The sequence below is a fragment of the Brevundimonas sp. FV1ye4L genome (assembly GCF_058681255.1).
On sequence record NZ_CM178734.1, the window covers coordinates 636350 to 660940 of the forward strand.

Sequence of the window (24591 nt, forward strand, 5' to 3'; positions counted from 1 at the left end):
ACTGTCGCCCCGGCCGCTTAAGGAAGGGTGAGCGCCGCGCGGAAGGCGGCGAAGCCGTGTTCGAGGTCGGCGATCAGGTCGGCGGGGTCTTCAAGGCCGATGTGGAAGCGGATCAGTTCACCCTCCAGCACCGGGGGCTCGACACGATAGGCCATCTGGTGGGTCTCGTGGGTGGTCAGGCTTTCGAACCCGCCCCAGGAATAGCCGATGCCGAACAGGGTGAAAGCGTCGAGCAAGGCGCCGGCGGCGGCCTCGGTCCCGCCGTTCAGCACCACGCCCATCAGGGAGGCGGCGCCGGTGAAGTCCCGCTGCCACAGATCATGGCCGACCGCGCCGGGCAGGGGCGGATAGAGGACGCGCGACACCTCGGGCCGGGACTGCAGCCATTCGGCGACCCTCAGGCCTGAACGTCCCTGTTCGGCATAGCGCAGCGGCAGGGTGCGCAGGCCCCGCAGGGCCAGCCAGGCGTCGTCGGGCGAGACGTGCCAGCCCAGATCCTCGATCGTGTCGGCGACGGCGCGCAGACAGGCGGGGTCGTTGGCGGCGATCCCGCCCATCAGGACGTCGGAATGGCCGGAGACATATTTGGTCAGGGCCTGGACGCTGACATCGACGCCGTGGGCCAGGGGCTTGAAGGCCAGGCCCGCGCCCCAGGTGTTGTCGAGCATCGTCAGGACGCCGCGTTCGCGACAGGCCGACGCCACGGCGGCCACGTCGATCATCTCGAACGTGAGCGAGGCGGGCGATTCCATCAGGACCATGCGGGTGCGCTCGCCGAGGGCGGCGATCAGGCCGGCCGCATCCGTATCGGCGGGCAGGAAGCGGGTCGTGACGCCGCGCGCGGCCTGGTAACGGGCCAGGAAGCGGCGGGACGGGCCATAGACGGCGTCGGTGGCGATCACCTCATCGCCCGGCCGGGTCAGGGCCAGCAGGGGCACGGTGACGGCGGCGAGGCCGGACGGGACGATGAAGGCGTCGGCGGCGCCTTCCAGATCGGCCAGGGCGGCGCGCAGCTGGCGCGCGGCGGAGCCGCCGTCGAGGCCGTAGGTGGGGCCGTCGGCGTCGTCCCGAATGGCCTCGGCCCGGTCGCTGAGCATGGTCGAGGCGCGTTCGATGGGCGGATTGACCGGGCGGCGGCCCTGACCCCGGCGGGTGGCGGACGAGATCAGGCGGGTGCGGTCCGAATGCGGCGACATGGCCTCTCCGATGGGTTGCGGATCGGGGCCTAAAGGCCTCTAAAGTCAGCGGGGCGCAAGCGGCGAGGGATGTGAAACGCGATGCGGATCTTGACGATCGGAGCCTTGGGGGCGGCGTTGCTGCTGACGGCGGCGTGCGGACGCCGGGATGCGGATACGGCCCCGGAGGCCGCGACTCCGAGCCCGACCGTGACGACGGCGACCGAACGCCCCGATAGTCCGACCCTGGCCGCCGTCAAGCGGCGCGGCCGCCTGAACTGCGGGGTGCATCAGGGGCTGGTCGGCTTCGCATATACGGACAATCGCGGGCAGTGGCGCGGGTTTGACGTCGATTTTTGCCGCGCGATGGCGGCGGCCATATTCGACGATCCGGATGCGGTGCGGTTCGTGCCCCTGTCGGCGTCGGACCGGTTTGCGGCCCTGAACGAGGGACGGGTGGACGTGCTGTGGCGCAACTCGTCCTGGACGATGAGCCGGGATGCGGGCGAGGGGTTCGTCTTCGCGGGGATCAACTATTACGACGGCCAGGGCTTTCTGGTGCGGCGGTCGCTGAGTCTGGCCAGCGCCACGGAACTGAACGGCGCCCGGATCTGCGTCCAGGCGGGATCGAACGCTCAGGCCAACGCCGACGACTTCTTCCGCTCGCGCGGCATCGCCTATCGCCCCGTCGTGTTGGAGACCGAGGAGGCGGCGCGCGACGCCTATGGCCGCGAGGATTGCGACGCCTTCAGCGCCGACATCTCGGCCTTGGCCGCAGCCCGAACCGTTCTGGCCGATTCGCAGGCGCACACGATATTGTCAGACGTGGTCTCGAAAGAGCCGCTGGGGCCGGTGGTCAAGGCCGGGGACGAACGCTGGATCGCCCTGGTGCGGTGGACCCTGAACGCGGTGATTCTGGCCGAAGAACTGGGGGTGACACGCGAAAACGCGGAGGCCCTGTCCGAAAGCTCCAACGACCCGCGCATCAAGCGTTTGCTGGGCGTCGAGGGGGAGTATGGGGCCATGCTTGGACTGTCGGACGACTGGGCCAAGGACGCCGTCCTGGCGGTCGGCAACTATGGACAGATCTTCGATCGGAACCTGGGCTCGCAATCGCCGCTCGACCTGGCGCGTGGATTGAACGCACAGTGGAACGCACGGCCTGGCGGCTTGATCTATGGTCTGCCAATCCGATAAGCGGCGCAGCTTGTGTCTTTTCCTGGGGGATAGATGACCGAGACCAAACGCGGGGGCATCGCCCTTCACTGGCTGATGCTGATGGGCTTCGCCGTCGGCCTGGGCGGCGGCCTGTGGGTCAATCTGACCCTGGGGGGCGATACGGCCTGGGTGATCTGGGTCACCGACAATGTCACGGGGCCGGCAGGGCAGATCTTCCTGCGCCTGCTGTTCATGATGGTCATCCCTCTGCTGTTCTCGGCCCTGGTGATCGGCGTCGCCGAGATGGGCGACCTGAATTCGCTGGGCCGGGCGGGGATCAAGACCCTGATGCTGACCATATTGGTGTCCGGCATCGCGGTGGTGATCGGCCTGGTCATGGTCAATCTGTTGCAGCCCGGCCGGGGCGTCGATCCCGCCATGGCGCAGCAGTTGCTGGAACAGGGACGCGACGGCGCGGCCGGTATTGTCCAGAACGCGCCCGAGAGCATCCAGCTGGGCGACTTCTTCCTGGGGCTGGTGCCCTCCAACGCCGTGACGGCGGCGGCGGAGAACCAGATCCTGCCGCTGATGGTGTTCGCCCTGTTCTTCGGCATCGGCCTGGTCATGGCCAAGAGCCCCGCCACCGATCGCCTGCAAGAGGTGATCGAGGGGCTGCTGGAAGTGACGATGAAGCTGATCAACCTCTTCATCAAACTGGCGCCCATCGCCATCGCCTGCCTGATGTTCAACCTGGCCGCCCTGTTCGGGTGGGACCTGCTGGTGCGTCTGGCGGCCTTCGTCGGCGTCGCCGTCGGGGCCATGGCGATCCATATGTTCGTGGTCTATCCGCTGGTCATCTGGATCCTGGGCGGCCGTTCGCCGATCACCTTCTTCAGGGCTGTGCGCGAGCCCATGGTGGTGGCCTTCTCCACAGCCTCGTCTAACGCCTCGCTGCCGGTGGCGTTGAAGGCGGCCGAGCATGAACTGAAACTGCCGCGCAAGATCGCCCGCTTCGTCCTGACCGTCGGCGCCACCGCCAACCAGAACGGCACGGCCCTGTTCGAGGGGGTGACGGTGCTGTTCCTGGCCCAGTTCTTCAACATCGAGCTGAGCCTGACCCAGCAGGTCATCGTCATGCTGGTCTGTATCCTGGGCGGGATCGGTACGGCCGGGGTGCCGGCGGGGTCGCTGCCGGTGGTGGCCATGATTCTGGTCATGGTGAAGGTGCCGCCGGAAGGGATCGGCCTGATCCTGGGCGTCGACCGCTTCCTGGACATGTGCCGCACCACGCTGAACGTCACCGGCGACCTGGTGCTGGCCACGGTGGTCTCGCGCGGCGAGAAGGATGAAGTGATCGAACCGGTCGATCCGATAGAATCCGACGGCCTGCCGGGCGCTGGCCGACGCGGCCTTAAGCACGGGACTGCTGGCTGAGTTCAGACCTCAGCCAAGGACGACGGGGGTGTCGGTTCGAGACCCCCATTCGGCCCATGAGCCGTCGTAGAGGCGCGACGGCACGTCGAGCGTGGCGAGGGCCAGGGTGAGGATGGCGGCGGTGACGCCCGAGCCGCAGCTGGTGATGATCGGACGGTCGAAGGCCACCCCGGCCTCAGTGAACCGGGCGCGTAGCGCCTCAGGCTCCAGAAGCCGGCCGTCGTCGCCAATCACGCTGGGGAACGGCAGGTTCAGCGCCCCCGGCATATGGCCGGAGCGCAGGCCGGCCCGGGGTTCCGCCGCCTGACCCGCGAATCGGGCCGCCGGCCGCGCATCCAGAATCTGAGCCTCGCCGGTCAGGGCCGCCAGTACGGTGGGCAGGTCGGCGACCGCGTCGCTGCGTCGCGATGCGGCGAACGACGCCGGGGGCGGGGTCTGCGCCGGACCCGAGACCAGAGGCCGCCTTTCGGCCCGCCAGAGCGGCAGGCCGCCGTCCAGCACCCGGACGTTCGTCGCCCCCATCAGCCGGAAGGTCCACCAGACGCGCGGGGCGGAGCGCAGGCCGACCGTGTCATAGATGACGATGGTGTCGGTCGCGGCGATGCCGAGCGCGCCGACCGCCTCGGCGAAGGCGGCCGCGCTCGGCAACATGTGCGGCAGGTCCGAACCGTGGTCCGAGACCGCCTCGAGGTCGAAGAAGACCGCGCCCGGCAGTCGGGCCTGGGCGAAGTCCGCCTGGGCGTCCCGGCCGTCCAGATGCCACGACCCATCGACGATCCGCAGCGTAGGATCCTCCATCAGGGCGGCGAGGGCGTCGGTGGAGATTAGGGGGGAGGACTGGGTCATGGCCCCAGCCTAATGTCAGGCGCGGTCCAGCACCAGTTGCACCACGTCGGTCCGGCGCGACCGGAAGCCGGCCTCGCAATAGGCCAGGTAGAAGCGCCACAGGCGGCGGAACCGCTCGTCGAAGCCGGCGATGCGGCGGATGTCGCCCCAGGCCGCCTGGAACCGGTCGTCCCAGAGTTTCAGCGTCTCGGCATAGTCTAGGCCGAACCGTTCGATAGGGCCCCAGGCCAGGCCGGCGGCGGCGACGACAGGCTTCAGCCGCTCCTCCGACGGCAGCATCCCGCCGGGGAAGACGTATTTCTGAATGAAGTCGGTGCGGGCGTTGTATTCCTCGAACAGGGGCTCCTGGATGGTGATGATCTGAAGCCCGGCGCGGCCGCCGGGGTTCAGGACGTCGTGGATCTTTTCGAAATAGGTCGGCCAGTATTCCATGCCGACGGCCTCGAACATTTCGATGGAGGCGACGCGGTCGAACCGGCCCTGGACGTCGCGATAGTCCATCAGGTCGATTGTCGCGCGGTCCGACAGGCCGGCGTTGAACAGACGCTGGCGGGCGAAGTCGTGCTGTTCCTTCGAAATCGTCACGCCGGTGACCTGGGCGCCGATCTCGCGGGCGGCGAACTCGGCGAAACCGCCCCAGCCGCAGCCAATCTCCAGCACCGACATGCCCGGCTTCAGGTCCATCATCCGGGCCAGGGCGGCGTATTTGGCCTTCTGGGCGGCGTCCAGCGGGGCGTCCGCCCGCTCGAACCGGGCCGACGAATAGGTCATCGAGGGGTCGAGCCAGGTTTGATAGAAGGCGTTGCCCAGATCGTAGTGGGCGTGGATATTCTTCTTCGACCCGATCTTGCTGTTGCGATTGCGCCGATGGGCCAGCCAGTTGACCGCCATCATCAGCCAGTTGCCGTCGAACAGGCGGCGGATGTGGTCGTAGTTCTCGACCAGGGTCTCCAGCAGGGCGGCCAGATGCGGGCTGTCCCACTCGCCGGCCATATAGGCCTCGGCGAAGCCGATGTCGCCGGCGGCCAGGACGCGGCGGGCGAAGCCGTAGTCCTTGATGTCGAGCACGCCGCTGGGGCCGGGGCGTTCGCCGTCCAGCACATGGGTCTCGCCATTGGGCAGGTGGACGGTCAGACGGCCGAAGGTCCAGTTCGACGCCAGCAGACGCAGCAGCATGGCGAACATGCGCGGGGTGCGGGCGGCAGCGGCCTCGATATCGACGGTGGCGACACTCATGTGGGAACCTCTTTGTGCGTCGTCAGTCATGACCGGCCTCGGCGTCTCGGCCGCTGACGGCCTTCAGGGCGTCGAGGGCGCGGGCGCGGGCCTGGGCATGATCCAAGATGGGGTGGGGATAGTCTTTGCCAAGACGCACGCCGACGTCGCGCAGCACCTCCGGCGGCGCGGTCCAGGGCGACTGGAGCCAGCGATCGGGCAGGCGGCGAAGTTCGGGAACCCAGCGGCGGACATAGCCGCCCTCGGCGTCGAACTTCTCGCCTTGGGTAATGGGGTTGAAGATGCGGAAATAGGGGGCGGCGTCGGCGCCCGAACCGGCGACCCACTGCCAGTTCTGCACATTGCTGGCCAGGTCGGCGTCGACCAGAGTGTCCCAGAACCAGGCCTCGCCCTCGCGCCAGTCGATCAGCAGATGTTTGACCAGGAAGGAGGCCACGACCATCCTCACGCGGTTGTGCATCCAGCCGGTCGTCCACAGTTGACGCATGCCGGCGTCCACCAGCGGATAGCCGGTGCGACCGCGCTTCCAGGCTTCCAGACCCTCGGGATCGTCGCGCCAGGGCATGGATTCGTATTCGGGGCGGAAGGCGCGGTCGGTCATGGTCGGGAAATGGTGGAGCAGGTGGGCCGAGAAGTCGCGCCAGCCCAGTTCCGCGACGAACTTATCCGTCTCGCCCGCCGGAACGGCGCCGGCTTCCGCCGCGTCCTGGGCCTGTTGAGCCGCGCGCCACGGACTGATCTCGCCCCAGTGCAGATGGGGAGACAGGCGGCTGGTGGTCGGAAGGGCGGGATGGTCGCGGCCCTTGGCGTAGGTCTTGAGGCCCTGTGTGAGGAAGTCGGACAGGGCGGCGTCGGCGCCGGCCTCGCCCGGCGTCCAGTCGAAACCCTGGGACCAGTCGGGGCGGGTCGGGTGGAGACCCCAGTCGTCAACCGACTCGGTCTGGACGGCTTCGGGCGTGTCGATGCGGCGGGGGGCGGGCGTGGGCGGCGGCGGCTCGGCGGCGGCCAGCAGGGCCTTCATGAATGGGGTGAAGACCTTGTAGGGCGCGTCCGATCCGTTCAGCACGGCGCCCGGCCGCGCCAGCAGCGACCCGTTGAACCCCCGGCAGTCGACGCCGGCCGATTTCAGCTCATGGGCGATCTCAGCGTCGCGGGCGAAGGCGGCGGGTTCGAACAGCCGGTTCATAAACAGAGCGTCGGCCCCGGTTTCCTGAACGAGACTCTGAAGCTGGGTCAGCGAATCGCCGCGGCGCAGGATCAGCCGCGAGCCGCGTTCCTGAAGCGACGCGTCGAGCGCGCGCAGGGACTTGTTCAGCCACCACAGCGAGGCGGCACCGGCCGGACGATCCGGATCGCGGTCCAGGATGAAGACCGGCAGGATCGGGCGGCCGGTGGCGACGGCGTGATACAGGGCGGGATTGTCGTTCAGGCGCAGGTCGCGGCGAAACCAAAGGACGACAGGCTTGGTGGCCACGCAGGCGAACTCCATGATAACTTGCGCTCATCCAGAACGAGCGCCACCTGATGGCCTCATAGCTGCGGCAAACGCCGCTCCCATAACGCCCGAACTTCGAAAGAGCCGCCTCGTGAGCCGACCCAACGCCGTCATTACGTTGTCCGAAGGTCTTCGGACGCCTGTCGTCATCGGCGGCAGCGCACGAATCGCCTTCATCGCCGGACCTTGCCAGATGGAGAGCCGCCAGCACGCGCTGGAAACGGCCCATGCGCTTAAGGAAATCGGCCAGCGGCTGAACGTCGGCATCATCTACAAGACCAGTTTCGACAAGGCGAACCGCACCAGCGCCAGCGCGGCGCGCGGCATCGGCCTGAAGGACGCCATGCCGATCTTCGCCGAGATCCGCGAGACTGTCGGCCTGCCGACCCTGACCGATGTCCACTCCGAGGCCCAGTGCGGCCCGGTGGGCGAGGTGGTCGACGTGTTGCAGATCCCGGCCTTCCTGAGCCGCCAGACCGACCTGTTGCTGGCCGCCGCCGCGACCGGCAAGGCGATCAACATCAAGAAGGGCCAGTTCCTGGCGCCCTGGGACATGAAGAACGTCGTGGCCAAGGTGGTGGGGGCCGGCAATCCGAACGTCATGGCCTGCGAGCGGGGCGCCAGCTTCGGCTACAACACTCTGGTCAGCGACATGCGCGCCCTGCCGGTGCTGCGCGACATCGGCTGCCCGGTCGTGTTCGACGCGACCCACAGCGTGCAGCAGCCCGGCGGGCAGGGCACGTCTTCGGGCGGCCAGCGCGAGTTCGTGCCGGTTCTGGCCCGCGCCGCCGTCTCGGTCGGCGTGGACGCGGTCTTCATGGAGACCCACCCGGATCCCGACAACGCCCCGTCGGACGGCCCGAACATGGTGCCGCTGGACCAGTTCGAGGCCCTGGCTGCGCAGCTGATCGCCTTCGACGACCTGGCCATCAAGATCGGGGCCAAGGCGCCGGTGGCGCAGGCCGCCTGAATCCTCTAGGTCGGGCCCATGTCTGACACCCTCGATCTGGGCGCCCTGCAACAGCTGCTGGAGCGCGTGCGCGACCTGAAGACGGCCTGCGTCGGCGACCTGATGCTGGACCGCTACGTCTATGGCGAGGTCAGCCGGATTTCGCCCGAGGCGCCGATCCCGGTGTTGCGCACCCGCCGGACCACGGCCATGCCCGGCGGCGTGGGCAATGTGGCGCGCAATGTCGCGGCCCTGGGCGGTGTGGCGCATCTGGGCGCCGTGACGGGCGAGGATGCGGCCGGCGTGGAGCTGCGCGACCTGATCGCCGCCGAGGAGCGGATCGTCGATTTCATCGACAGGCCGGTCGGCGCGGCGACCATCGTCAAGACGCGGTTCGTGGCGGCGGGCCAGCAGCTGTTGCGGCTGGACGAGGAGGCGGCGGCTGCGCCCCTGAACGAAACGGACGCGTTTTCAGGCGTCTCCGCCATTCTGCTGTCGGACTACGCCAAGGGGGTGGTCGGCGAAGCCTTGATCGCCTCGGCCCTGAAGGCGGCTCGCGAGACGGGGGCGCCGGTCATCGTCGATCCCAAGGGGCGGGATTTCGCCCGTTATGGGGCGGTGGACGTCATCAAGCCTAACGCGTCGGAACTGGCCGGGGCCACGGGCCTGCCGGTCGAGACGGACGCTGAGGTCGAGGCGGCGCTGGCGGCCCTGCTGGCGGGGACGACGGCGAAGGCCATCATCGTCACTCGAGCGGGCAAGGGTATGAGCCTGGCGCGGCGCGACGGGCCGGTGCGGCATTTCCCCGGTCGGGCGCGCGAGGTGTTCGACGTGTCCGGCGCCGGGGACACGGTGCTGGCTTCGCTGGGCCTGGCCCTGGGCGCCGGGGCCTCGCTGGAGACGGCGGTTCAGTTCGCTATTCTGGCCTCGGGCGTCGTGGTCGGAAAAGCGGGCACGGCCGTCGTCACGCCGTCCGAACTGATCGAGGCGGAGCTGAGCCAGCACGCCGTAGCGGCCCAGGCCAAGGTGACGCCGCTGGACGAGCTGGCGGCCGAGGTCGAGGCCTGGCGGCGGCAGGGGCTGAAGGTCGGCTTCACCAACGGCTGTTTCGACATTCTGCACCGAGGCCATGTGGCTTATCTGGCCCAGGCGCGGTCATGGTGCGACCGGCTGGTGGTGGCGCTGAACACCGACGCCTCGGTCAGGCGGCTGAAGGGCGAGGGACGGCCGGTCAATGATCTGGACAGTCGCGCCGTGGTGATCGGCGGCCTGAGCAGCGTGGATCGGGTGACGTCGTTTGACGACCCGACGCCCATCGCCCTGATCGAGCGGTTGCGGCCGGACGTGCTGATCAAGGGGGCGGACTATACGCGCGAGGGCGTGGTGGGCGGCGATCTGGTCGAGAGCTGGGGCGGGGTGGTCCGTCTGGCGGAATTCAAGGATGGGTATTCGACTACCCGGACGATCGAGAAGATGACGGGAAGCGCGCAATGACGCCCAGAATGATCGTGGTGACGGGCGGGGCCGGTTTCATCGGCTCCAACATCGTGGCGCGGCTGACGGCCGAGACGGCCTATGATGTGGTGGTGTGCGACCGGCTGGAAACGGCCGACCTCGCCAAGTGGAAGAATCTGGTCAAACATCCCATCGCCGACTTCTGGGCGCCGGAAGAGATGTTCGAACAGCTGGAGCGTCATGCGGAGCGGATCGAGGCCGTGGTGCATATGGGCGCCATCTCCTCGACGACCGAACCGGACGCGGACCTGATCCTGCGCACCAACTTCACCCTGTCGCGCGATCTGTGGGACTGGTGCGCGATCCGCAATGTGCGGATGATCTACGCCTCGTCGGCGGCGACCTACGGCGACGGAGAGGCCGGGTTCAATGACGATGACGATGCGGAGTCGCTGTCGAAGCTGAGGCCGCTAAACGCCTATGGCTATTCGAAAATGCTGTTCGACCAGTATGCAGTGCGCCAGTCGGATCGCGGCCAGGCGCCGCCCCAGTGGGCGGGGCTGAAATTCTTCAACGTCTATGGGCCGAACGAGGGGCACAAGGGCGGGATGAAGTCGGTTGTGGCGCAGATCTGGCCCAAGGTGGCCGCCGGCGAGACCGTCAGCCTGTTCCGGTCGCACAATCCCAACTATGCCGACGGCGGCCAGTTGCGCGACTTCGTCTATGTGGACGACGTGGTCGACATCATCGAATTTCTGCTGCAGTCGCCGGAAGTCTCGGGCGTGTTCAACGCCGGGTCGGGCCAGGCGCGGTCGTTCGACGATCTGGCCAAGGCCACCTTCGCCGCCGCCGGGAAAGAACCGTCGATCCAGTATGTCGACATGCCCGAGGCGATCCGCGACCGCTACCAGTATTTCACGCAGGCCCGTATGGACCGCATCCGCGCCGCCGGGTTCGAGGGCCAGTCCACGCCGCTGGAAGAGGGCGTGCGTCGCTACGTCCAGAACTTCCTGGCCCAGCCCGATCCATACAGATGAGACGCCTGACGACCCGGCAGTGGATCGGCTACATCGGGTTCTGCCTGGTGTTCCTGCTGACCGCTGCGGTCGCGGTGTGGCGCGGCGACATCCTGCGCGCCGGTCTGGATCCCCAGGTGCCGTTCCAGACCTATGAGCCTCCGTCGGCGCCCGATTACGCTGATCCGCGCGCCTGGGCCCTGCTGGACGCACGCGCGCCAGGATCGGGGGGGGCGAATGTTTTCTTCGTCCATTCGACCACCTTCAACGGCGGACGCGAGTGGAACGGGGCCATCGGCGACCCCAAGGCCGACGCCTATCTGTACCGGGTCGTGCTGCCCAACTATGCGGGGCCCTTTTCGCGGGCGGGCGCAGTCAGCGCGCCGCGTTACCGACAAGCCAGCCTCTATACGCGCCTGACCCTGCGGGACGATGCCCGCGAGGCCCGCGCCTTCGCCTATGGAGACGTGCTGGCGGCCTTCGACGCCTGGCTGACCCGCCATCCGTCCGGCCCCATTGTCCTGGCGGGGGTGGAGCAGGGCGCCGATCTGCTGGACCGACTGATCCGTGAGCGAATCGCACCGGATAAGGCGGTTCGAGATCGGCTGGTCGTGGCCTATCTGATGGATACGATCATCGCCGCCGAGAATCTGCCGGCCTCAATCCCTCCTTGCGCGGATCGGCGCCAGATCCATTGTGTCGTCGCCTGGTCCCAGGTCGGCGAACGGGATGAGGGGGCGGCCCACCGTCGCCTGCGTCGCGCGACGGTCTGGGACGATCGGGGACAACTGGTCAATCTTGAGGGCCGGGCCGCGGTCTGCGTCAATCCCGTCAGCGGCGGGACGGGCGAAGACCGTATTCCCGCGCGATTGCAAAGGGGGGCGACCAATGCGACGGGGCTCGAATGGGGCGCCCGGCCGGCCCTGATGGCACGGGAAGTCGAGACCCAATGCCGCGACGGTTTGTTGCGCCATTCCTGGCCCGACCTCGAATCCTTCCGCGAAACCGGCAATTGGGCGGATAGAAGAAAGGCCAGGCCTTACAACCTGTTCTACGGTGATCTGGAAGCCGATGTTGCGCAACGGCTGGCGATCTACGCCAAGGCGGCCGGCTGAAATCGGACGAACGCCGTCCGGTTTCGGTGGCGCGGCTCGCGCCCCGCGCGTAACCTCCTCGCATAGGGAGGATATCTATGGACGTTCTGACCATCTTTGCCGGCGTGCTGCTGTTCCTGGCGATCGCGCTCTTGTTCAGCGTGATCAAGATCGTGCCGCAAGGCCGTGAATTCACAGTCGAACGCTTCGGCAAATACACCAAGACCCTGAGCCCCGGCATCGGCTTCCTGACCCCGTTCGTGGAACGGGTCGGCAAGCGGATGAACATGATGGAGCAGGTTCTTGATGTTCCGACTCAGGAAGTCATCACCAAGGACAACGCCATGGTCCGGGTGGATGGCATCGTCTTTATCCAGGTGATGGACGCCGCTCGCGCCGCGTATCGCGTCGATGATCTGCCCTACGCGATTTCGCAGCTCTGCATGACCAATCTGCGCACCGTGGTCGGGTCGATGGAACTGGACGAGGTGCTGAGCCAGCGCGACAGTATCAACACGCGGTTGCTGCACGTCATCGATGCGGCGACCGAGCCCTGGGGCGTCAAGGTCAACCGGATCGAGATCAAGGATCTGACGCCGCCGACCGACGTGACCAACGCCATGGCCCGCCAGATGAAGGCCGAGCGCGAGCGCCGGGCCGTGGTCACCGAGGCCGACGGCGAGAAACAGGCCGCCATCACCCGCGCCGAGGGCGCCAAACAGGCCGCCATCCTCGAATCGGAAGGTCGCAAAGAGGCCGCCTTCCGCGACGCCGAGGCGCGCGAACGCGAAGCCGAGGCCGAGGCCCGCGCCACCGCCATGGTGTCGGAGGCCATCGCGCGGGGCGACGTCAACGCCATCAACTATTTCGTGGCGCAGAAATACGTCGAGGCCTTCGCCGAACTGGCCCGCAGCCCGCAACAGCGGACCGTCATCGTGCCCGCCGAAATGGGCGCCCTGGTCGGCACCATCGCCGGCATCGGCGAGATGGTGAACCTGGCCAAGGGGCAGCAGCAGGACCCGACCCCGGTCAAGCCCGCCGCCGCGCCGCGTCGCCCGTCCGTTCCGCCCACCGCCTGATTCTGGAGCCTAGATCATGACCGTCGTCGCCGATCTGTACGCCGCCCAGCCGTTCTGGATCTGGCTGGCCATCGGGGTTCTGCTGCTGGCTGTCGAAGCGATGTTCTCGACCGAATGGCTGTTGTGGCCGGCGGTCGCTGCGGGGCTGGTGGCCGTGATGACGGCGGTCGGGGTGAGGCTGGGCCTGCCGGGCGAAGTCGCGGTCTTCGCCGTCCTGACGGTCATCGCCACCTTGTTGTCGCGACGCCTGATCCAGAAGGCCAATCCGGACGGCGTAGACATCAACGACCGTGACAGTCGACTGATCGACCAGCGCGCCCGCGTGGTCGAGGCCTTCGTCGGCGGGCGGGGTCGGGTCTTCGTCTCCGGCGCCGAATGGCCCGCTGTGATCGAGGGCGAGGCGCCGGACGTGGGCCAGGATGTGGTGGTCCGTGGGGTCAGCGGCTCTCTGTTGACGGTGCGGCCCGCGACCTGAGCGCTCGGCGTCGGCAACCTTCGCCGTGACACGACGTTCGAGGGCGATGCCCGCCCGTCCGATCCCCGCCGCCGCCCCCTCTCCGGATGGACTGCCGGTGCCGACGCGGTACTGGGCCATCGTCTCCATCGGACTGGGTATCACCCTGGCCGTGCTGGACGGGGCCATCGCCAATGTGGCCCTGCCGTCTATCGCCCAGGATCTGCAGGCGTCCGAGGCCGCCTCGATCTGGATCGTCAACGCCTATCAGATCGCTATCGTGGTCGCGCTTCTGCCGCTGGCGTCGCTGGGCGAGATCGTCGGCTATCGGCGAGTGTCGCAGGCGGGGCTGGCGGTCTTCACCCTGGCCTCTCTGGCCTGCGCCCTGTCCGATTCGATCCTGACCCTCAGCCTGGCGCGGGTGCTGCAGGGCTTCGGCGCTGCGGGGATCATGAGCGTCAACGGCGCCCTGGTGAGGTTCACCTACCCGCAGCGGCTGCTGGGCCGGGCGGTCGGGATCAATGCGGTGATCGTCTCCATGGCCGCCGCCGCCGGCCCGACCATCGCCAGCGCCGTGCTGAGCCTGGGCGAATGGCGATGGCTGTTCGCGCTGAACATCCCGCTGGGGGTTCTGGCGGTGTCGATGGCCGGTTTCACCCTGCCGCACAATCCGTTGCAGAAGCGCAAGCTGAACCTGGTCGGGGCGGCGCTGAGCGCGGCGGCCTTTGGGCTCGTCATCACCGGGATGCAGGCCCTGGCCCACGGCGAGGCCTCGATTTTGGGCTTTGGCCTGACCGGTCTGGGGCTGGCGGCCGGGGTGCTGCTGGTGCGGCATGAGCGGCCCAGCAAGACGCCGTTGATTCCACTGGATCTGCTGGCGCGGCCGATGTTCGCCCTGTCGGTGGCGACCTCGATCATCTCCTTCACCGCCCAGATGATGGCCTTCGTCTCCCTGCCGTTCTTCCTGCAAGGTTCGCTGGGGCTGAGCGCGGTGGAGACCGGGCTGCTGATGACGCCCTGGCCGCTGGCGACCATGTTCGCCGCGCCGCTGGCGGGGTGGCTGTCGGATCGGTATTCGGCCGGGATCCTGGGGGCGATAGGTCTGAGCCTGTTCGCCTGCGGGCTGATGGGCTTGAGCTTCCTCGACGGTGATTCGTCGAAGTTCGACATCATCTGGCGCATGGCCCTGTGCGGGGCCGGGTTCGGCTTCTTCCAGTCGCCCAACAACCGCGCCCTGCTGTCGGAGGCTCCGCGTGAGCGGGCCGGGGCGGCAGGCGGCGCCCTGGGCACGGCGCGGGTGTTGGGCCAGTCCCTGGGGGCTGTCGTGGTGGCCTTCCTGCTGTCGGCGGCGCCGACCACCGGGGTGCGTCACGGCTTCGAGCTGGCCGCCGTCGCCGCTCTGTTCGGCGCGGTGATGAGCGGAGCGCGCATCCGGCGGCGCACAGCCGAGCCGGAGAAGGAGGTCGAGGCGGTCTAGCGCGCCCTCAGATCCGCGACGCCGCGATTCGCCAACTGGTCGGCGCGCTCGTTCAATTCATGGCCGGCGTGACCCTTGACCCAGCGCCATTTGACGTCGTGCTTCAGCCGGGCGGCGTCCAGGCGCTGCCACAGGTCGGCGTTCTTGACCGGTTTCTTGTCGGCGGTTAGCCAACCGCGCGCCTTCCAGCCGCGCATCCATTCGGTGATGCCCTGCATGACGTATTTGCTGTCGGTATGAAGCTCGACCTTGCACGGGCGTTTCAGGGCCTCCAGCGCCATGATGGCGGCCATCAGCTCCATGCGGTTGTTGGTCGTATTGGCCTCGCCGCCCCACAATTCCTTTTCGTGACCGCCGCCGGCCTGGAGCAGGGCGCCCCAGCCGCCGGGGCCGGGATTGCCCTTGCAGGCGCCGTCGGTGTGGATGATGACGTGATCGGAGAGACTCATGGTCGCGCAGACCTACAGCCTCCCTTGGCGTGGGGCCATCACTGCGCCTATATGCGGGTCGAAGAATAGTGGATGGGATCGATCATCGGTCCCTTCGAGGAGATTATCCAATGGGCGCCATGAGCATCTGGCATTGGGCCATCGTCATCGTCGTGATCGCCCTGCTGTTCGGCGGACGCGGCAAGCTGTCGGGCATCATGGGCGACGCCGCCAAGGGCATCCGCGCCTTCAAGGACGGCCTGAAGGACGACGACAAGAAGGACGGCCCGCACGACGGCGTCAGCTCGCTGCCGCGCACCGATGCGGAAAAGGAAGAGCTGAAGCGCTAGTCGTCGTCTGTAAGGGCTGACGCATGGGCGGGCTCGGCCCCGGTATTGGGGGTTTCGAATTAGTGGTGATCGGCCTGGTGGCCCTGCTTGTGGTGGGGCCAAAGGACCTGCCTATGCTGATGCGTCGCGTGGGTCAGATGGTCGCCAAGGCGCGGGCCATGGCCAACGAGTTCCGCTCGAGCTTCGACGAGATGGCGCGTCAGTCCGAGCTGGACGACCTGCGCAAGGAGGTCGAGGCGCTGCGGACCGGGCAGGGGGCCATGTATCCCCTGGGCGCAGAGGCCGATGCGGCGTTCAAGGAAATCAATGCGGGTCTGGCGGGTCCCGCGACTTCGGCGGCCTTGCCTGCGCCTGAAGAGCCGGCCGTGACGCCGACGGCCGATGAGTGGCCGGACACGCCGCCCCTGGCTGAGGCGCAGGCCGCGGCCGAACCCAAACCGAAGCGCGCCGCGACCAAGACGGCGACAAAGGTTGCTGGCGACACAGGGGCGAAGACGCGTGCGCCCGCCAAGGCCAAGGCCAAGGCCAAGACTGAGGCTGCTCCGGCCGCTGTCGCCAAGACGCCCGCCAAGCCCCGGACCCCGCGCAAGAAGGCCGCCGAGCTTTGACTTTCTCTGATCGTGACGAGGCCGAGATCGAGGCGTCGCGTGCGCCGCTGATGGATCACCTGATCGAGCTGCGCGGACGGTTGCTAGTCTGCGTGATCGCCTTCGCCCTGGGCTTCATCCTGTGCTTCGCCTTCGCCAACCAGATCCAGATCGCCCTGATCAAACCCTATCAGGCGGCGGCGGCCATCCACGCGGCGGCCCTGGCCTCGGGCGGACACGCCAATCCGCTGGAGCTGATCGCGACCATGATGGGGCTGAAGCCCTATCCGCCCGGTTCGGCGGCCGTGGTCCAGCTGATCGCCACGGCGCCGCTGGAACAGCTGTTCACCAAGATGAAGATCGCGGCCTTCGGTGCGGCGGTCCTGACCTTCCCGGTCATCGCCTGGCAGCTGTACCGGTTCGTGGCGCCTGGTCTGTATCGCAATGAGCGCGGGGCCTTCCTGCCCTTCCTGCTCGCGGCGCCGGTGATGTTCTGCCTGGGCGGGGCGCTGGTCTATTATGTCATGCTGCCCTTCGTCATGCTGTTCTCGCTGGGACAGCAGGTGGTCAGCGACGGGATTTCCGTGGCCCAGACGACGAAGATCTCTGACTATCTGAGCCTGGTGACCTCGCTGCTGCTGGCGTTTGGGCTCTGCTTCCAACTGCCGGTCGTGACGACCCTGCTGGGCTTGGCGGGACTGATCAACTCCAAGGTCATGGCCTCGGGGCGTCGCTACGCCATCGTCGCCGTGGTGGTGGTGGCGGCCGTGGTGACGCCGCCCGATCCGATCAGCCAGCTGATGCTCGCCGTGCCGCTGGTCATCCTCTACGAGGTGTCGATCTGGTGCGTGCGGTTGATCGAGCTGCGCCGCAAGAAGACGGACGAGGCGGAGGGCCTGGCCTAGTCCCAAGTTCAGCCGCGCTTCTTGTCCGTGTGATCCACCGGGCAGACCCGCCGTGAGCCGGTCTGGCGGAAGGGCGACAGTCTGAGCTTGGACTGATGGTCGTCGGGGCCGGCATGGCCCTCGGGGTGCAGGCCGCGATAATAGAGTTTCTGCCACTGATCGGCCGGCGCCGTGGGCTTGGTCCTTTTGACCCAGTCCTGGAAGGCCAGCCGTGACGCCCGCCAGGCGTCGAAGGTCTGCAACATCTCGGGCTGGTCCTCCATCGGCCGCAGCTCCGGCTTAAGCCGGTCCAGCACCCCGCGCGGCGTGGGGAAGAAGAAGCAGAAGGGCTCGTTTTCCTCGAACCGGATCCAGACGTCGGGGCGGGTGAAACGCCAGTTCATGGTGAAGGTATAGGGCGACCAGTCCGTTTCGATCACGCCGCCCATAGGGGCGATCCCGTCCTTCATGGCGTTGGGCGGGCCGCCGACCCACAGGTTCCAGCCCTCCGAGGTGCGCATGATGCCGTCGACGTGGAAGGTCAGGGTTCCGCTGCCGAACAGGGAGACCGGCCCCCGCTTCGGGTCCGAGCCGGGATCGAGCACGATCTCGACCGAACTGGCGTCGACACCGCCGTGCCAGCGGGCCTTGAAGCCGCAGGGGCTGAGCATCTCCCAGCCATGCGTATTGGCGATGGCGAGGGGCAGGCAGCGATAGGCGAAACTGTCGGGGGTGTCTGTCATCCAGTCGCGCTTGGGCGAGGCGGGTGCGACGCGTGGGGCCCAGCCCTCGCGCACATAGCAGACCAGTTCGGTTTCAGCCGCGCGAACCGGGGCGCCCTTGGGACGCGCTGGAACAGACCCCTTCAAACGCTTGGTCATTTCTAGTCTCGTATGCCGCCAACCTGGCCCTATGGAGCGGGCGCTTTGGCTTTAGGACAGCCGCATGTCCAACCCGTGACGGTTACGCGGGGAAAAGAAAAACCCCGGATGGCAGACCATCCGGGGCTCTCCTGAAGTCAGACTGCCGAGTCGATCAGCAGCTGTAGTACATGTCGAATTCGACGGGGTGCGGGTGCAGCTGCAGGCGCATCACCTCTTCCATCTTCAGCTCGATGTAGCTGTCGATGAAGTCGTCATCCATGACGCCGCCCTTCTTGAGGAAGGCGCGGTCCTTGTCGAGGTTCTCGAGGGCTTCACGCAGCGAGCCGCAGACCTCGGGGATCGAGCCGCGCTCTTCCGGCGGCAGATCGTACAGGTTCTTGTCGGCGGGCGCGCCCGGATCGATCCGGTTCTCGATCCCGTCCAGGCCGGCCATCAGCAGGGCGACGAAAGTCAGATAGGGGTTGCCCATCGGGTCGGGGAAGCGGGCTTCCAGACGCTTGGCCTTCGGCGACGAGACGTGCGGGATGCGGATCGAGGCCGAACGGTTGCGGGCCGAATAGGCCAGCTTCACCGGGGCTTCGTAGCCGGGGACCAGACGCTTGTAGCTGTTGGTGGTCGAGTTGGCGAAGGCGTTGATGGCCTTGGCGTGCTTGATGATGCCGCCGATGTACCAGAGGCATTCCTGCGACAGGCCGGCGTATTTGTCGCCGGCGAACTGGGGCTTGCCGTCCTTCCAGATCGACATGTGGACGTGCATGCCCGAGCCGTTGTCGGCGAACATCGGCTTGGCCATGAAGGTCGCCGACTTGCCATAGGCGGCGGCGACGTTGTGGATCACGTACTTATAGAGCTGCAGCCGGTCGGCCATGGTCAGCAGGTCCGAGAATTTCAGACCCAGTTCGTGCTGGGCCGGGGCCACCTCGTGGTGGTGCTTCTCGGGCTGGAGGCCCAGGTCGCGCATGACGCCCAGCATTTCGCCGCGCAGGTCCTGGCCGGAATCGACCGGGTTGACCGGGAAATAGCCGCCCTTGGGCCCAGGGCGGTGGCCCATATTGCCCTCGGTGTATTCGGCGCCGGTGTTGGCCGGCAGTTCGGTCGAATCATACGAGTAGGAGGTGTTGTGCGGCTGGGTCGACCAGCGCACGTCGTCGAAGATGAAGAACTCGGCTTCCGGGCCGAAATAGACGATGTCGCCGATGCCCGAAGACTGGACATAGGACAGCGCCTTCTTGGCCATCGAGCGGCTGTCGCGGTTATAGGGTTCGCCGGTGTCCGGGTTCAGCACGTCGCAGAACAGGAACATGGTCGTCTGCTGATAGAACGGATCGATATAGGCCGTGGTCAGGTCCGGCTTCAGCAGCATGTCGGACTCGTTGATGGCCTTCCAGCCGGCGATGGACGAACCGTCGAACATCGTGCCTTCGTTCAGGAAATCCTCATCGACCAAGTCGATGTCGAAGGTGACGTGCTGCAGCTTGCCGCGAGTGTCGGTAAAGCGAACGTCGACGTATTTGACGTCCTTCTCCTTGATCTCCTTGAGGATCTTGCTGGCGCTCATTCTCGGAAGTCCTATTTTTTGGTCGTTGGGGAGGAACCGAACACACGACTCCGTAGGGGCCGAGCGACGGAGGAGGGTACGCGAACTCAGACGGCCTGGGCCCCGGTCTCGCCGGTGCGGATACGGATCACTTCGGCGACGTCGGACACGAAAATCTTGCCGTCGCCGATCTTGCCGGTGCGGGCCGAGGTCTGAATAGCCTCGACCACGGCCGGCGCGAGATCGTCGGCGACGACGACCTCGATCTTGATCTTGGGCAGGAAGTCGATGACGTATTCCGCGCCGCGATACAGTTCGGAATGGCCTTTCTGGCGGCCATATCCCTTGGCCTCCAGCACGGTCATGCCTTGCACGCCGACGTCCTGGAGCGCCTCTTTGACGTCATCCAGCTTGAAAGGCTTGATGATGGCTTCAATCTTCTTCATGGCGACCCCTGAGCGGCGGGCGGAATGCCACGGCGCTCGGGCGGGAATGGGACACATCAAGGCCGTTCAAAGCAAGCGGTTTTCGCAGAAAAGTCACGGATATTCGGAGCCCGGATGATAGAAACCAACGACCCCGCCTTATGGCGCAATTTTCTTCCGTGGCCGGGCGCGGAAACGCACAAGCATGCGCGGGGCCGTCTTGGCGTGGTCTCCGGGCGAGCACACCAGACCGGGGCGGCGCGGCTGGCGGCGCGGGCAGGGTTGCGGATCGGGGCAGGGGTTGTGCGGATTTTCTGCCCGCCGGATGCGGTCGCAGTGATCGCTCCGGCCATCGAGGCCATCATGCTGACGCCCTTCGCCACTGCGGACGGCCTGGCCCGCGAGGTCGAGGAGATGGACGCCGTCGTGGTGGGACCGGCCGCCGGTCTGGACGAGACGACCGTCAACAATGTCCAGGCCCTGGCCCTGAGCGGCGCAGCCCTGGTGATCGACGCCGACGGGCTGTCGGTGTTCAAGGGGCGGAGCGCCGAACTGTTCGCCGTTCTGGACCGGGACGACGTGCTGACGCCGCACGAGGGGGAGTTCGACCGTCTGTTTCCCGGTCTTCTCCGCAAAGGCCGAACGAGCGCGGCCGTGGAGGCGGCCCGGCGCGCCCAGGCCATCGTCGTGCTGAAAGGCGCGGAAACTGTCATCGCGGCGCCTGACGGCCGCCTGCGCATCAATCGGAACGGCTCGCCTTGGCTGGCGACGGCGGGAACCGGCGATGTCCTGTCCGGCATGATCGGCGGACTGATCGCCCAGAGGATGGACAGTTTCGACGCCGCCTGCGCCGCTGTCTGGATTCACGCCGATGCGGCGGACCGATTTGGGCCGGGCTTGATTGCGGAAGACCTGAGCGAAATCATGCCGCAGTCGCTGAAGGGCCTGCGGTCGGATGGCGAGGGCGCGCTTCGAGATTGATCGCCTTGTCCACGACTTCGTCCGTACGAAAACACTCCCAGGAGTGAACTCTTTCCGAACTTGGCCGTTTCAACACGCTGCTTCCACAATTCACGGAGGGCCCATGTGCGGCCTCAGCGGCGAGATCAATTTCGACGGACGACCAGCCGACGCCGGCGCGGTCCAACGCATGACGGATGCGCTCTCGCCTCGGGGACCGGACGGGTCCGGCATTGTGATGCGCGGCCCGGTGGGGCTGGGGCACCGACGGCTGAAGATCATCGACCTGTCCGAGGCGGCGCAGCAGCCGATGGTCGACGCCGACCTGGGCGTGACCCTGGCCTTCAACGGCTGCATCTACAACTATCCTGAACTCCGCGAAGAGCTGCAGGGGCTGGGCTTCCGCTTCTTCTCGCACGGCGACACCGAGGTCATCATCAAGGCCTGGAAGGCCTGGGGCGAGGCCTGCGTCGAGCGGTTCAAGGGCATGTTCGCCTTCGTCCTGCATGAGCGGGATACCGGCCGCACCGTGATCGCCCGCGACCGGTTCGGCATCAAGCCGCTGTATCTGGCCGAGAGCGGCCAGCGGCTGAGGTTCGCCTCGACCCTGCCGGCCCTGCTGGCCGCGGGCGACGTGGACAAGACCATCGATCCGGTCGGCCTTCACCACTATATGACCTTCCACGCCGTGGTGCCGCCGCCGCACACCATCCTGAAGGGCGTGAAGAAGTTTCCGCCGGCGACGATCCGGGTGATCGAGGCGGACGGGACGGCGATGGACCGGCTGTACTGGCGGCCGGACATGACCCGCCATGCCGAGGACGCGGCCCTGACCGCCGAGGACTGGCGCGACCGGGTGCTGGACAGTCTGCGCGAGGCGGTGAAGCGCCGCATGGTCGCCGATGTGCCTGTCGGCGTCCTGCTGTCGGGCGGGGTCGATTCCAGCCTGATCGTCGGCCTGCTGGCGGAACTGGGCCAGAAGGATCTGATGACCTTCTCGGTCGGCTTCGAAGAGGCCAATGGCGAGAAGGGCGACGAGTTCGTCTATTCCGACCTGATCGCCAAACACTATGGGACCCAACACCACCAGATCTTCGTGCCGCATCAGCGGCTGATGGAGGCCCTGCCGGGGACCATCGGGGCCATGTCGGAGCCGATGGTCAGCTACGACAATGTCGGCTTCTATCTGCTGAGCCAGGAAGTCTCGAAACATATCAAGGTGGTGCAGTCGGGCCAGGGCGCGGACGAGGTCTTTGCCGGCTATCACTGGTACCCGCCGATGCTGGAGACGACCGACCCGGTCGAGACCTACGCCAAGGCCTTCTTCGACCGCAGCCATGCGACGCTGAAGACCCAGCTGAACGGCGCCTATATGGCCGACACCGACGTCAGCCGCGCCCTGGTCGAGGCCCATTTCGCCCAAGGCCGCGCCGCCACGCCGGTCGATCAGGCCCTGCGCCTGGACAGCCAGGTGATGCTGGTCGACGATCCGGTAAAGCGGGTCGACAATATGACCATGGCCTGGGGTCTGGAGGCGCGCGTGCCCTTCCTCGACCACGAACTGGTCGAGCTGGCCGGGCGGATTCCGCCCGAACACAAGCTGGCCCAGGGCGGCAAGGGGGTGCTGAAGGAGGCGGCGCGTCTGGTGATCCCGTCCGAGGTGATCGACCGCAAGAAGGGCTATTTCCCCGTCCCGGCGCTGAAATACATCCAGGGCCCGTATCTGGAGATGGTGCGCGAGGCCCTGACCAATTCGGCCGCCCGCGACCGGGGCCTGTTCGACACGGCCTATCTGGACACCCTGTTCGCCAGTCCGACCGAACATATCACGCCGCTGCGCGGGTCGGAGCTGTGGCAGGTCGCCGTGCTCGAGATGTGGATGCAACAGCATGGCGTCTGACGTCCGACCCGAACGGTCCAAGGCGCACCGGCTGAAGCGGCTGCGCCACGAAGGCCTCAAGCCGCCGGTGCGGACGGGAGAGGGGCCCAGCCCCAACGCCGTGCTGGATTGCGGCTGGGGCCGGCTGCTGTTCGCCCAGACCTTCGAGACGGCCGAGCCCCTGGTGGACGCCCTGCGCGCCGAGGGACCGGATCGTCGCGACATCGCCTTCTATGTCCGCAATCCGCACGTCCTGCTGGCCTCGGCGCCGCAGGAGCTGTTCCTGGATCCGTCGCACACCTACCGGTTGGAACTGGCCACCTATCGCACCGGCCGTCGCCAGCCGAGGGGCTTCACCGTCCGCCGCATGACGTCGGAAATGGACGCCCAGGCGGTCAACGACATCTACGCCAAGCGCAAGATGGTGCCGGTCCCGCCGGACTTCTTCTGGTCGCACCGGGACGACCGGACCCTGACCTATTTCGTCGCCGAGGATACGACGACCGGGGCGGTGATCGGCACGGTGACCGGGGTCAATCACGCCCGCGCCTTCGACGATCCCGAATGCGGTTCGTCGCTCTGGTGTCTGGCGGTCGATCCCCAGGCGACCCAGCCGGGCGTCGGCGAGGCCCTGGTCCGGCGTCTGGCCGAGCATTTCAAGACGCAGGGCCTGGCCCACATGGACCTGTCGGTCATGCACGACAACGACCAGGCCATCGCCCTGTACGAGAAGCTGGGGTTTCGTCGCGTCTCCTTCTTCGGGGTCAAGCGCAAGAACCCGATCAACGAGGCCCTGTTCGTCGGCCCGACCGACGACCACGACCTGAACCCCTATGCCCGGATCATCGTCAACGAGGCGCGGCGGCGCGGCATCCATACCGAGATCATCGACGCCGAGGGCGGGCTGTTTCGCCTGAACTGGGGCGGCCGGTCGGTGCGGTGCCGCGAGAGCCTGTCGGAGCTGACCTCGGCCGTGGCGCTCAGCATCTGCGACGACAAGCGGATGACGCGGCGCATCGTCGAGGGCGCCGGGGTCCGCGTGCCCGAGCGGATCGACCCGGACGACCTGTCCGCCATCGACGCGGCGCTGGAGACCTATGGCGCCCTGGTGGTGAAGCCGGCGCGGGGCGAGCAAGGCCAGGGGGTCGCGGTCGGGCTGAAGACCATGAGGGAGGTGCAGACGGCCCTGACCCGCGCGCGCCGCATCTGTTCCGAGGTTCTGATCGAGGAGCAGGTCCAGGGCGAGGATCTGCGTCTGGTGGTGATCGACTACAAGGTCGTGGCCTGCGCCCTGCGTCGGCCGCCGCGTGTCGTCGGCGACGGTCGCTCGACCCTGCGCGCCCTGATCGAGCATCAGAGCCGCCGTCGCGCCGCCGCCACCGGCGGGGAATCGACCATTCCCATCGACGAAGAGACCGAGCGGACCCTGGCCGAGGCCGGCTATCGGCTGGACGATGTGGCCCCGGACGGCGCCGAGGTTCTGGTGCGCAAGGCGGCCAATCTGCACCTGGGCGGCACCATCCATGATGTGACGGAGGAGGTGCATCCGACCCTGATCCGCGCCGCCGTCGCCGCCGCCCGCGCCATCGACATCCCCGTCACCGGCATCGACCTGATGGTGAAGTCGCCGCGCGAGCCCGACTACGCCTTCATCGAGGCCAACGAACGCCCCGGCCTGGCCAATCACGAACCCCAGCCGACGGCCGAGCGTTTCGTCGATCTGCTGTTTCCCCTGTCCGCCCCGACCTCGGCGCGCGCCGTGGTCCGGGCCGACGTCTGAAGGAGGCCC

Annotated in this window: 23 protein-coding genes; 15 read left to right on the forward strand and 8 right to left on the reverse strand. The window is 67.3% G+C overall.

Annotated elements, in window-relative coordinates; all coding sequences use genetic code 11:
- Nucleotides 1-17: 17 nt before the first annotated feature.
- Nucleotides 18-1196 (reverse strand): cystathionine beta-lyase, encoded by a 1179-nt coding sequence (gene metC / locus ACW17X_RS03025; RefSeq protein WP_492099596.1) that lies wholly within the window; start codon nucleotides 1194-1196, stop codon nucleotides 18-20.
- Between the two features lie 81 nt (nucleotides 1197-1277).
- Between metC and ACW17X_RS03030 the strand changes: the two genes are divergently transcribed.
- Together ACW17X_RS03030 and ACW17X_RS03035 are read left to right on the forward strand one after the other, a co-directional pair.
- Complete coding sequence (locus ACW17X_RS03030; RefSeq protein WP_492099597.1) at nucleotides 1278-2372, forward strand: amino acid ABC transporter substrate-binding protein; 1095 nt, start codon at nucleotides 1278-1280, stop codon at nucleotides 2370-2372.
- 33 nt (nucleotides 2373-2405) lie between these two features.
- The gene (locus ACW17X_RS03035) at nucleotides 2406-3767 is read left to right on the forward strand and encodes a dicarboxylate/amino acid:cation symporter (protein WP_492099598.1); all 1362 of its coding nucleotides are present in this window, start codon (nucleotides 2406-2408) and stop codon (nucleotides 3765-3767) included.
- A gap of 9 nt (nucleotides 3768-3776) precedes the next feature.
- Here ACW17X_RS03035 and sseA read toward each other — a convergent pair whose 3' ends face one another.
- The 3 genes from sseA to ACW17X_RS03050 are packed head-to-tail and all read right to left on the reverse strand — an operon-like array spanning nucleotide 3777 to nucleotide 7323.
- On the reverse strand, nucleotides 3777-4613 hold the full coding sequence (gene sseA, locus ACW17X_RS03040; RefSeq protein WP_492099599.1) for a 3-mercaptopyruvate sulfurtransferase: 837 nt from the start codon (nucleotides 4611-4613) through the stop codon (nucleotides 3777-3779).
- 15 nt (nucleotides 4614-4628) lie between these two features.
- Nucleotides 4629-5849: a class I SAM-dependent methyltransferase gene (locus ACW17X_RS03045; protein WP_492099600.1), complete on the reverse strand. Its 1221-nt coding sequence runs from the start codon at nucleotides 5847-5849 to the stop codon at nucleotides 4629-4631.
- A gap of 22 nt (nucleotides 5850-5871) precedes the next feature.
- On the reverse strand, nucleotides 5872-7323 hold the full coding sequence (locus ACW17X_RS03050; RefSeq protein ID WP_492099601.1) for a cryptochrome/photolyase family protein: 1452 nt from the start codon (nucleotides 7321-7323) through the stop codon (nucleotides 5872-5874).
- A gap of 112 nt (nucleotides 7324-7435) precedes the next feature.
- On the opposite strand from ACW17X_RS03050, the gene kdsA reads away from it, so the two are divergent.
- The 7 genes from kdsA (at nucleotide 7436) to ACW17X_RS03085 (ending at nucleotide 14868) form a co-directional block, all read left to right on the forward strand.
- The gene (gene kdsA / locus ACW17X_RS03055) at nucleotides 7436-8314 is read left to right on the forward strand and encodes a 3-deoxy-8-phosphooctulonate synthase (RefSeq protein ID WP_492099602.1); all 879 of its coding nucleotides are present in this window, start codon (nucleotides 7436-7438) and stop codon (nucleotides 8312-8314) included.
- A gap of 18 nt (nucleotides 8315-8332) precedes the next feature.
- Nucleotides 8333-9787, forward strand: coding sequence for a D-glycero-beta-D-manno-heptose 1-phosphate adenylyltransferase (rfaE2, locus tag ACW17X_RS03060; protein ID WP_492099603.1), 1455 nt, complete (start codon nucleotides 8333-8335; stop codon nucleotides 9785-9787).
- Entirely contained in the window at nucleotides 9784-10785 is a 1002-nt protein-coding gene (gene rfaD, locus ACW17X_RS03065) for an ADP-glyceromanno-heptose 6-epimerase (protein WP_492099604.1), read from the forward strand. Before rfaE2 ends, rfaD begins: the two co-directional genes overlap by 4 nt.
- Nucleotides 10782-11879: a DUF3089 domain-containing protein gene (locus ACW17X_RS03070; RefSeq protein WP_492099605.1), complete on the forward strand. Its 1098-nt coding sequence runs from the start codon at nucleotides 10782-10784 to the stop codon at nucleotides 11877-11879. The genes rfaD and ACW17X_RS03070 overlap by 4 nt, the downstream gene beginning before the upstream one ends.
- A gap of 77 nt (nucleotides 11880-11956) precedes the next feature.
- Nucleotides 11957-12937, forward strand: a complete 981-nt coding sequence (locus tag ACW17X_RS03075) for an SPFH domain-containing protein (RefSeq protein ID WP_492099606.1) — start codon at nucleotides 11957-11959, stop codon at nucleotides 12935-12937.
- Nucleotides 12938-12953: 16 nt separating this feature from the next.
- Nucleotides 12954-13412: an NfeD family protein gene (locus ACW17X_RS03080; protein ID WP_492099607.1), complete on the forward strand. Its 459-nt coding sequence runs from the start codon at nucleotides 12954-12956 to the stop codon at nucleotides 13410-13412.
- Nucleotides 13413-13458: 46 nt separating this feature from the next.
- Complete coding sequence (locus ACW17X_RS03085) at nucleotides 13459-14868, forward strand: MFS transporter (RefSeq protein ID WP_492099608.1); 1410 nt, start codon at nucleotides 13459-13461, stop codon at nucleotides 14866-14868.
- Here the strand turns inward: ACW17X_RS03085 and rnhA are convergent.
- Nucleotides 14865-15317, reverse strand: a complete 453-nt coding sequence (gene rnhA / locus ACW17X_RS03090) for a ribonuclease HI (RefSeq protein WP_492099609.1) — start codon at nucleotides 15315-15317, stop codon at nucleotides 14865-14867. The genes ACW17X_RS03085 and rnhA overlap by 4 nt on opposite strands.
- A gap of 110 nt (nucleotides 15318-15427) precedes the next feature.
- On the opposite strand from rnhA, the gene ACW17X_RS03095 reads away from it, so the two are divergent.
- The 3 genes from ACW17X_RS03095 to tatC are packed head-to-tail and all read left to right on the forward strand — an operon-like array spanning nucleotide 15428 to nucleotide 17138.
- On the forward strand, nucleotides 15428-15646 hold the full coding sequence (locus ACW17X_RS03095; protein WP_492086886.1) for a twin-arginine translocase TatA/TatE family subunit: 219 nt from the start codon (nucleotides 15428-15430) through the stop codon (nucleotides 15644-15646).
- A gap of 23 nt (nucleotides 15647-15669) precedes the next feature.
- Nucleotides 15670-16254, forward strand: a complete 585-nt coding sequence (gene tatB, locus ACW17X_RS03100; protein WP_492099610.1) for a Sec-independent protein translocase protein TatB — start codon at nucleotides 15670-15672, stop codon at nucleotides 16252-16254.
- A complete protein-coding gene (gene tatC, locus ACW17X_RS03105) occupies nucleotides 16251-17138 on the forward strand; it encodes a twin-arginine translocase subunit TatC (protein ID WP_492099611.1) in 888 nt (295 codons plus the stop codon). The genes tatB and tatC overlap by 4 nt, the downstream gene beginning before the upstream one ends.
- 8 nt (nucleotides 17139-17146) lie before the next feature.
- On the opposite strand, the gene ACW17X_RS03110 is transcribed toward tatC, so the two are convergent.
- The 3 genes from ACW17X_RS03110 to ACW17X_RS03120 form a co-directional block, all read right to left on the reverse strand.
- On the reverse strand, nucleotides 17147-17998 hold the full coding sequence (locus ACW17X_RS03110; RefSeq protein ID WP_492099612.1) for a DUF6065 family protein: 852 nt from the start codon (nucleotides 17996-17998) through the stop codon (nucleotides 17147-17149).
- Nucleotides 17999-18152: 154 nt separating this feature from the next.
- Nucleotides 18153-19559 (reverse strand): type I glutamate--ammonia ligase, encoded by a 1407-nt coding sequence (gene glnA, locus ACW17X_RS03115; RefSeq protein ID WP_492025479.1) that lies wholly within the window; start codon nucleotides 19557-19559, stop codon nucleotides 18153-18155.
- 86 nt (nucleotides 19560-19645) lie between these two features.
- Complete coding sequence (locus tag ACW17X_RS03120; protein ID WP_008261682.1) at nucleotides 19646-19984, reverse strand: P-II family nitrogen regulator; 339 nt, start codon at nucleotides 19982-19984, stop codon at nucleotides 19646-19648.
- A 114-nt stretch (nucleotides 19985-20098) separates the two neighbouring features.
- On the opposite strand from ACW17X_RS03120, the gene ACW17X_RS03125 reads away from it, so the two are divergent.
- The 3 genes from ACW17X_RS03125 (at nucleotide 20099) to ngg (ending at nucleotide 24582) form a co-directional block, all read left to right on the forward strand.
- On the forward strand, nucleotides 20099-20944 hold the full coding sequence (locus ACW17X_RS03125; protein ID WP_492099613.1) for an NAD(P)H-hydrate dehydratase: 846 nt from the start codon (nucleotides 20099-20101) through the stop codon (nucleotides 20942-20944).
- Between the two features lie 103 nt (nucleotides 20945-21047).
- Entirely contained in the window at nucleotides 21048-22823 is a 1776-nt protein-coding gene (locus ACW17X_RS03130) for an N-acetylglutaminylglutamine amidotransferase (RefSeq protein WP_492099614.1), read from the forward strand.
- Nucleotides 22813-24582 carry an N-acetylglutaminylglutamine synthetase gene (ngg, locus tag ACW17X_RS03135; RefSeq protein ID WP_492099615.1) on the forward strand — a complete coding sequence of 590 codons (1770 nt, stop codon included), beginning with the start codon at nucleotides 22813-22815 and terminating at the stop codon, nucleotides 24580-24582. The genes ACW17X_RS03130 and ngg overlap by 11 nt, the downstream gene beginning before the upstream one ends.
- Nucleotides 24583-24591: the final 9 nt, after the last annotated feature.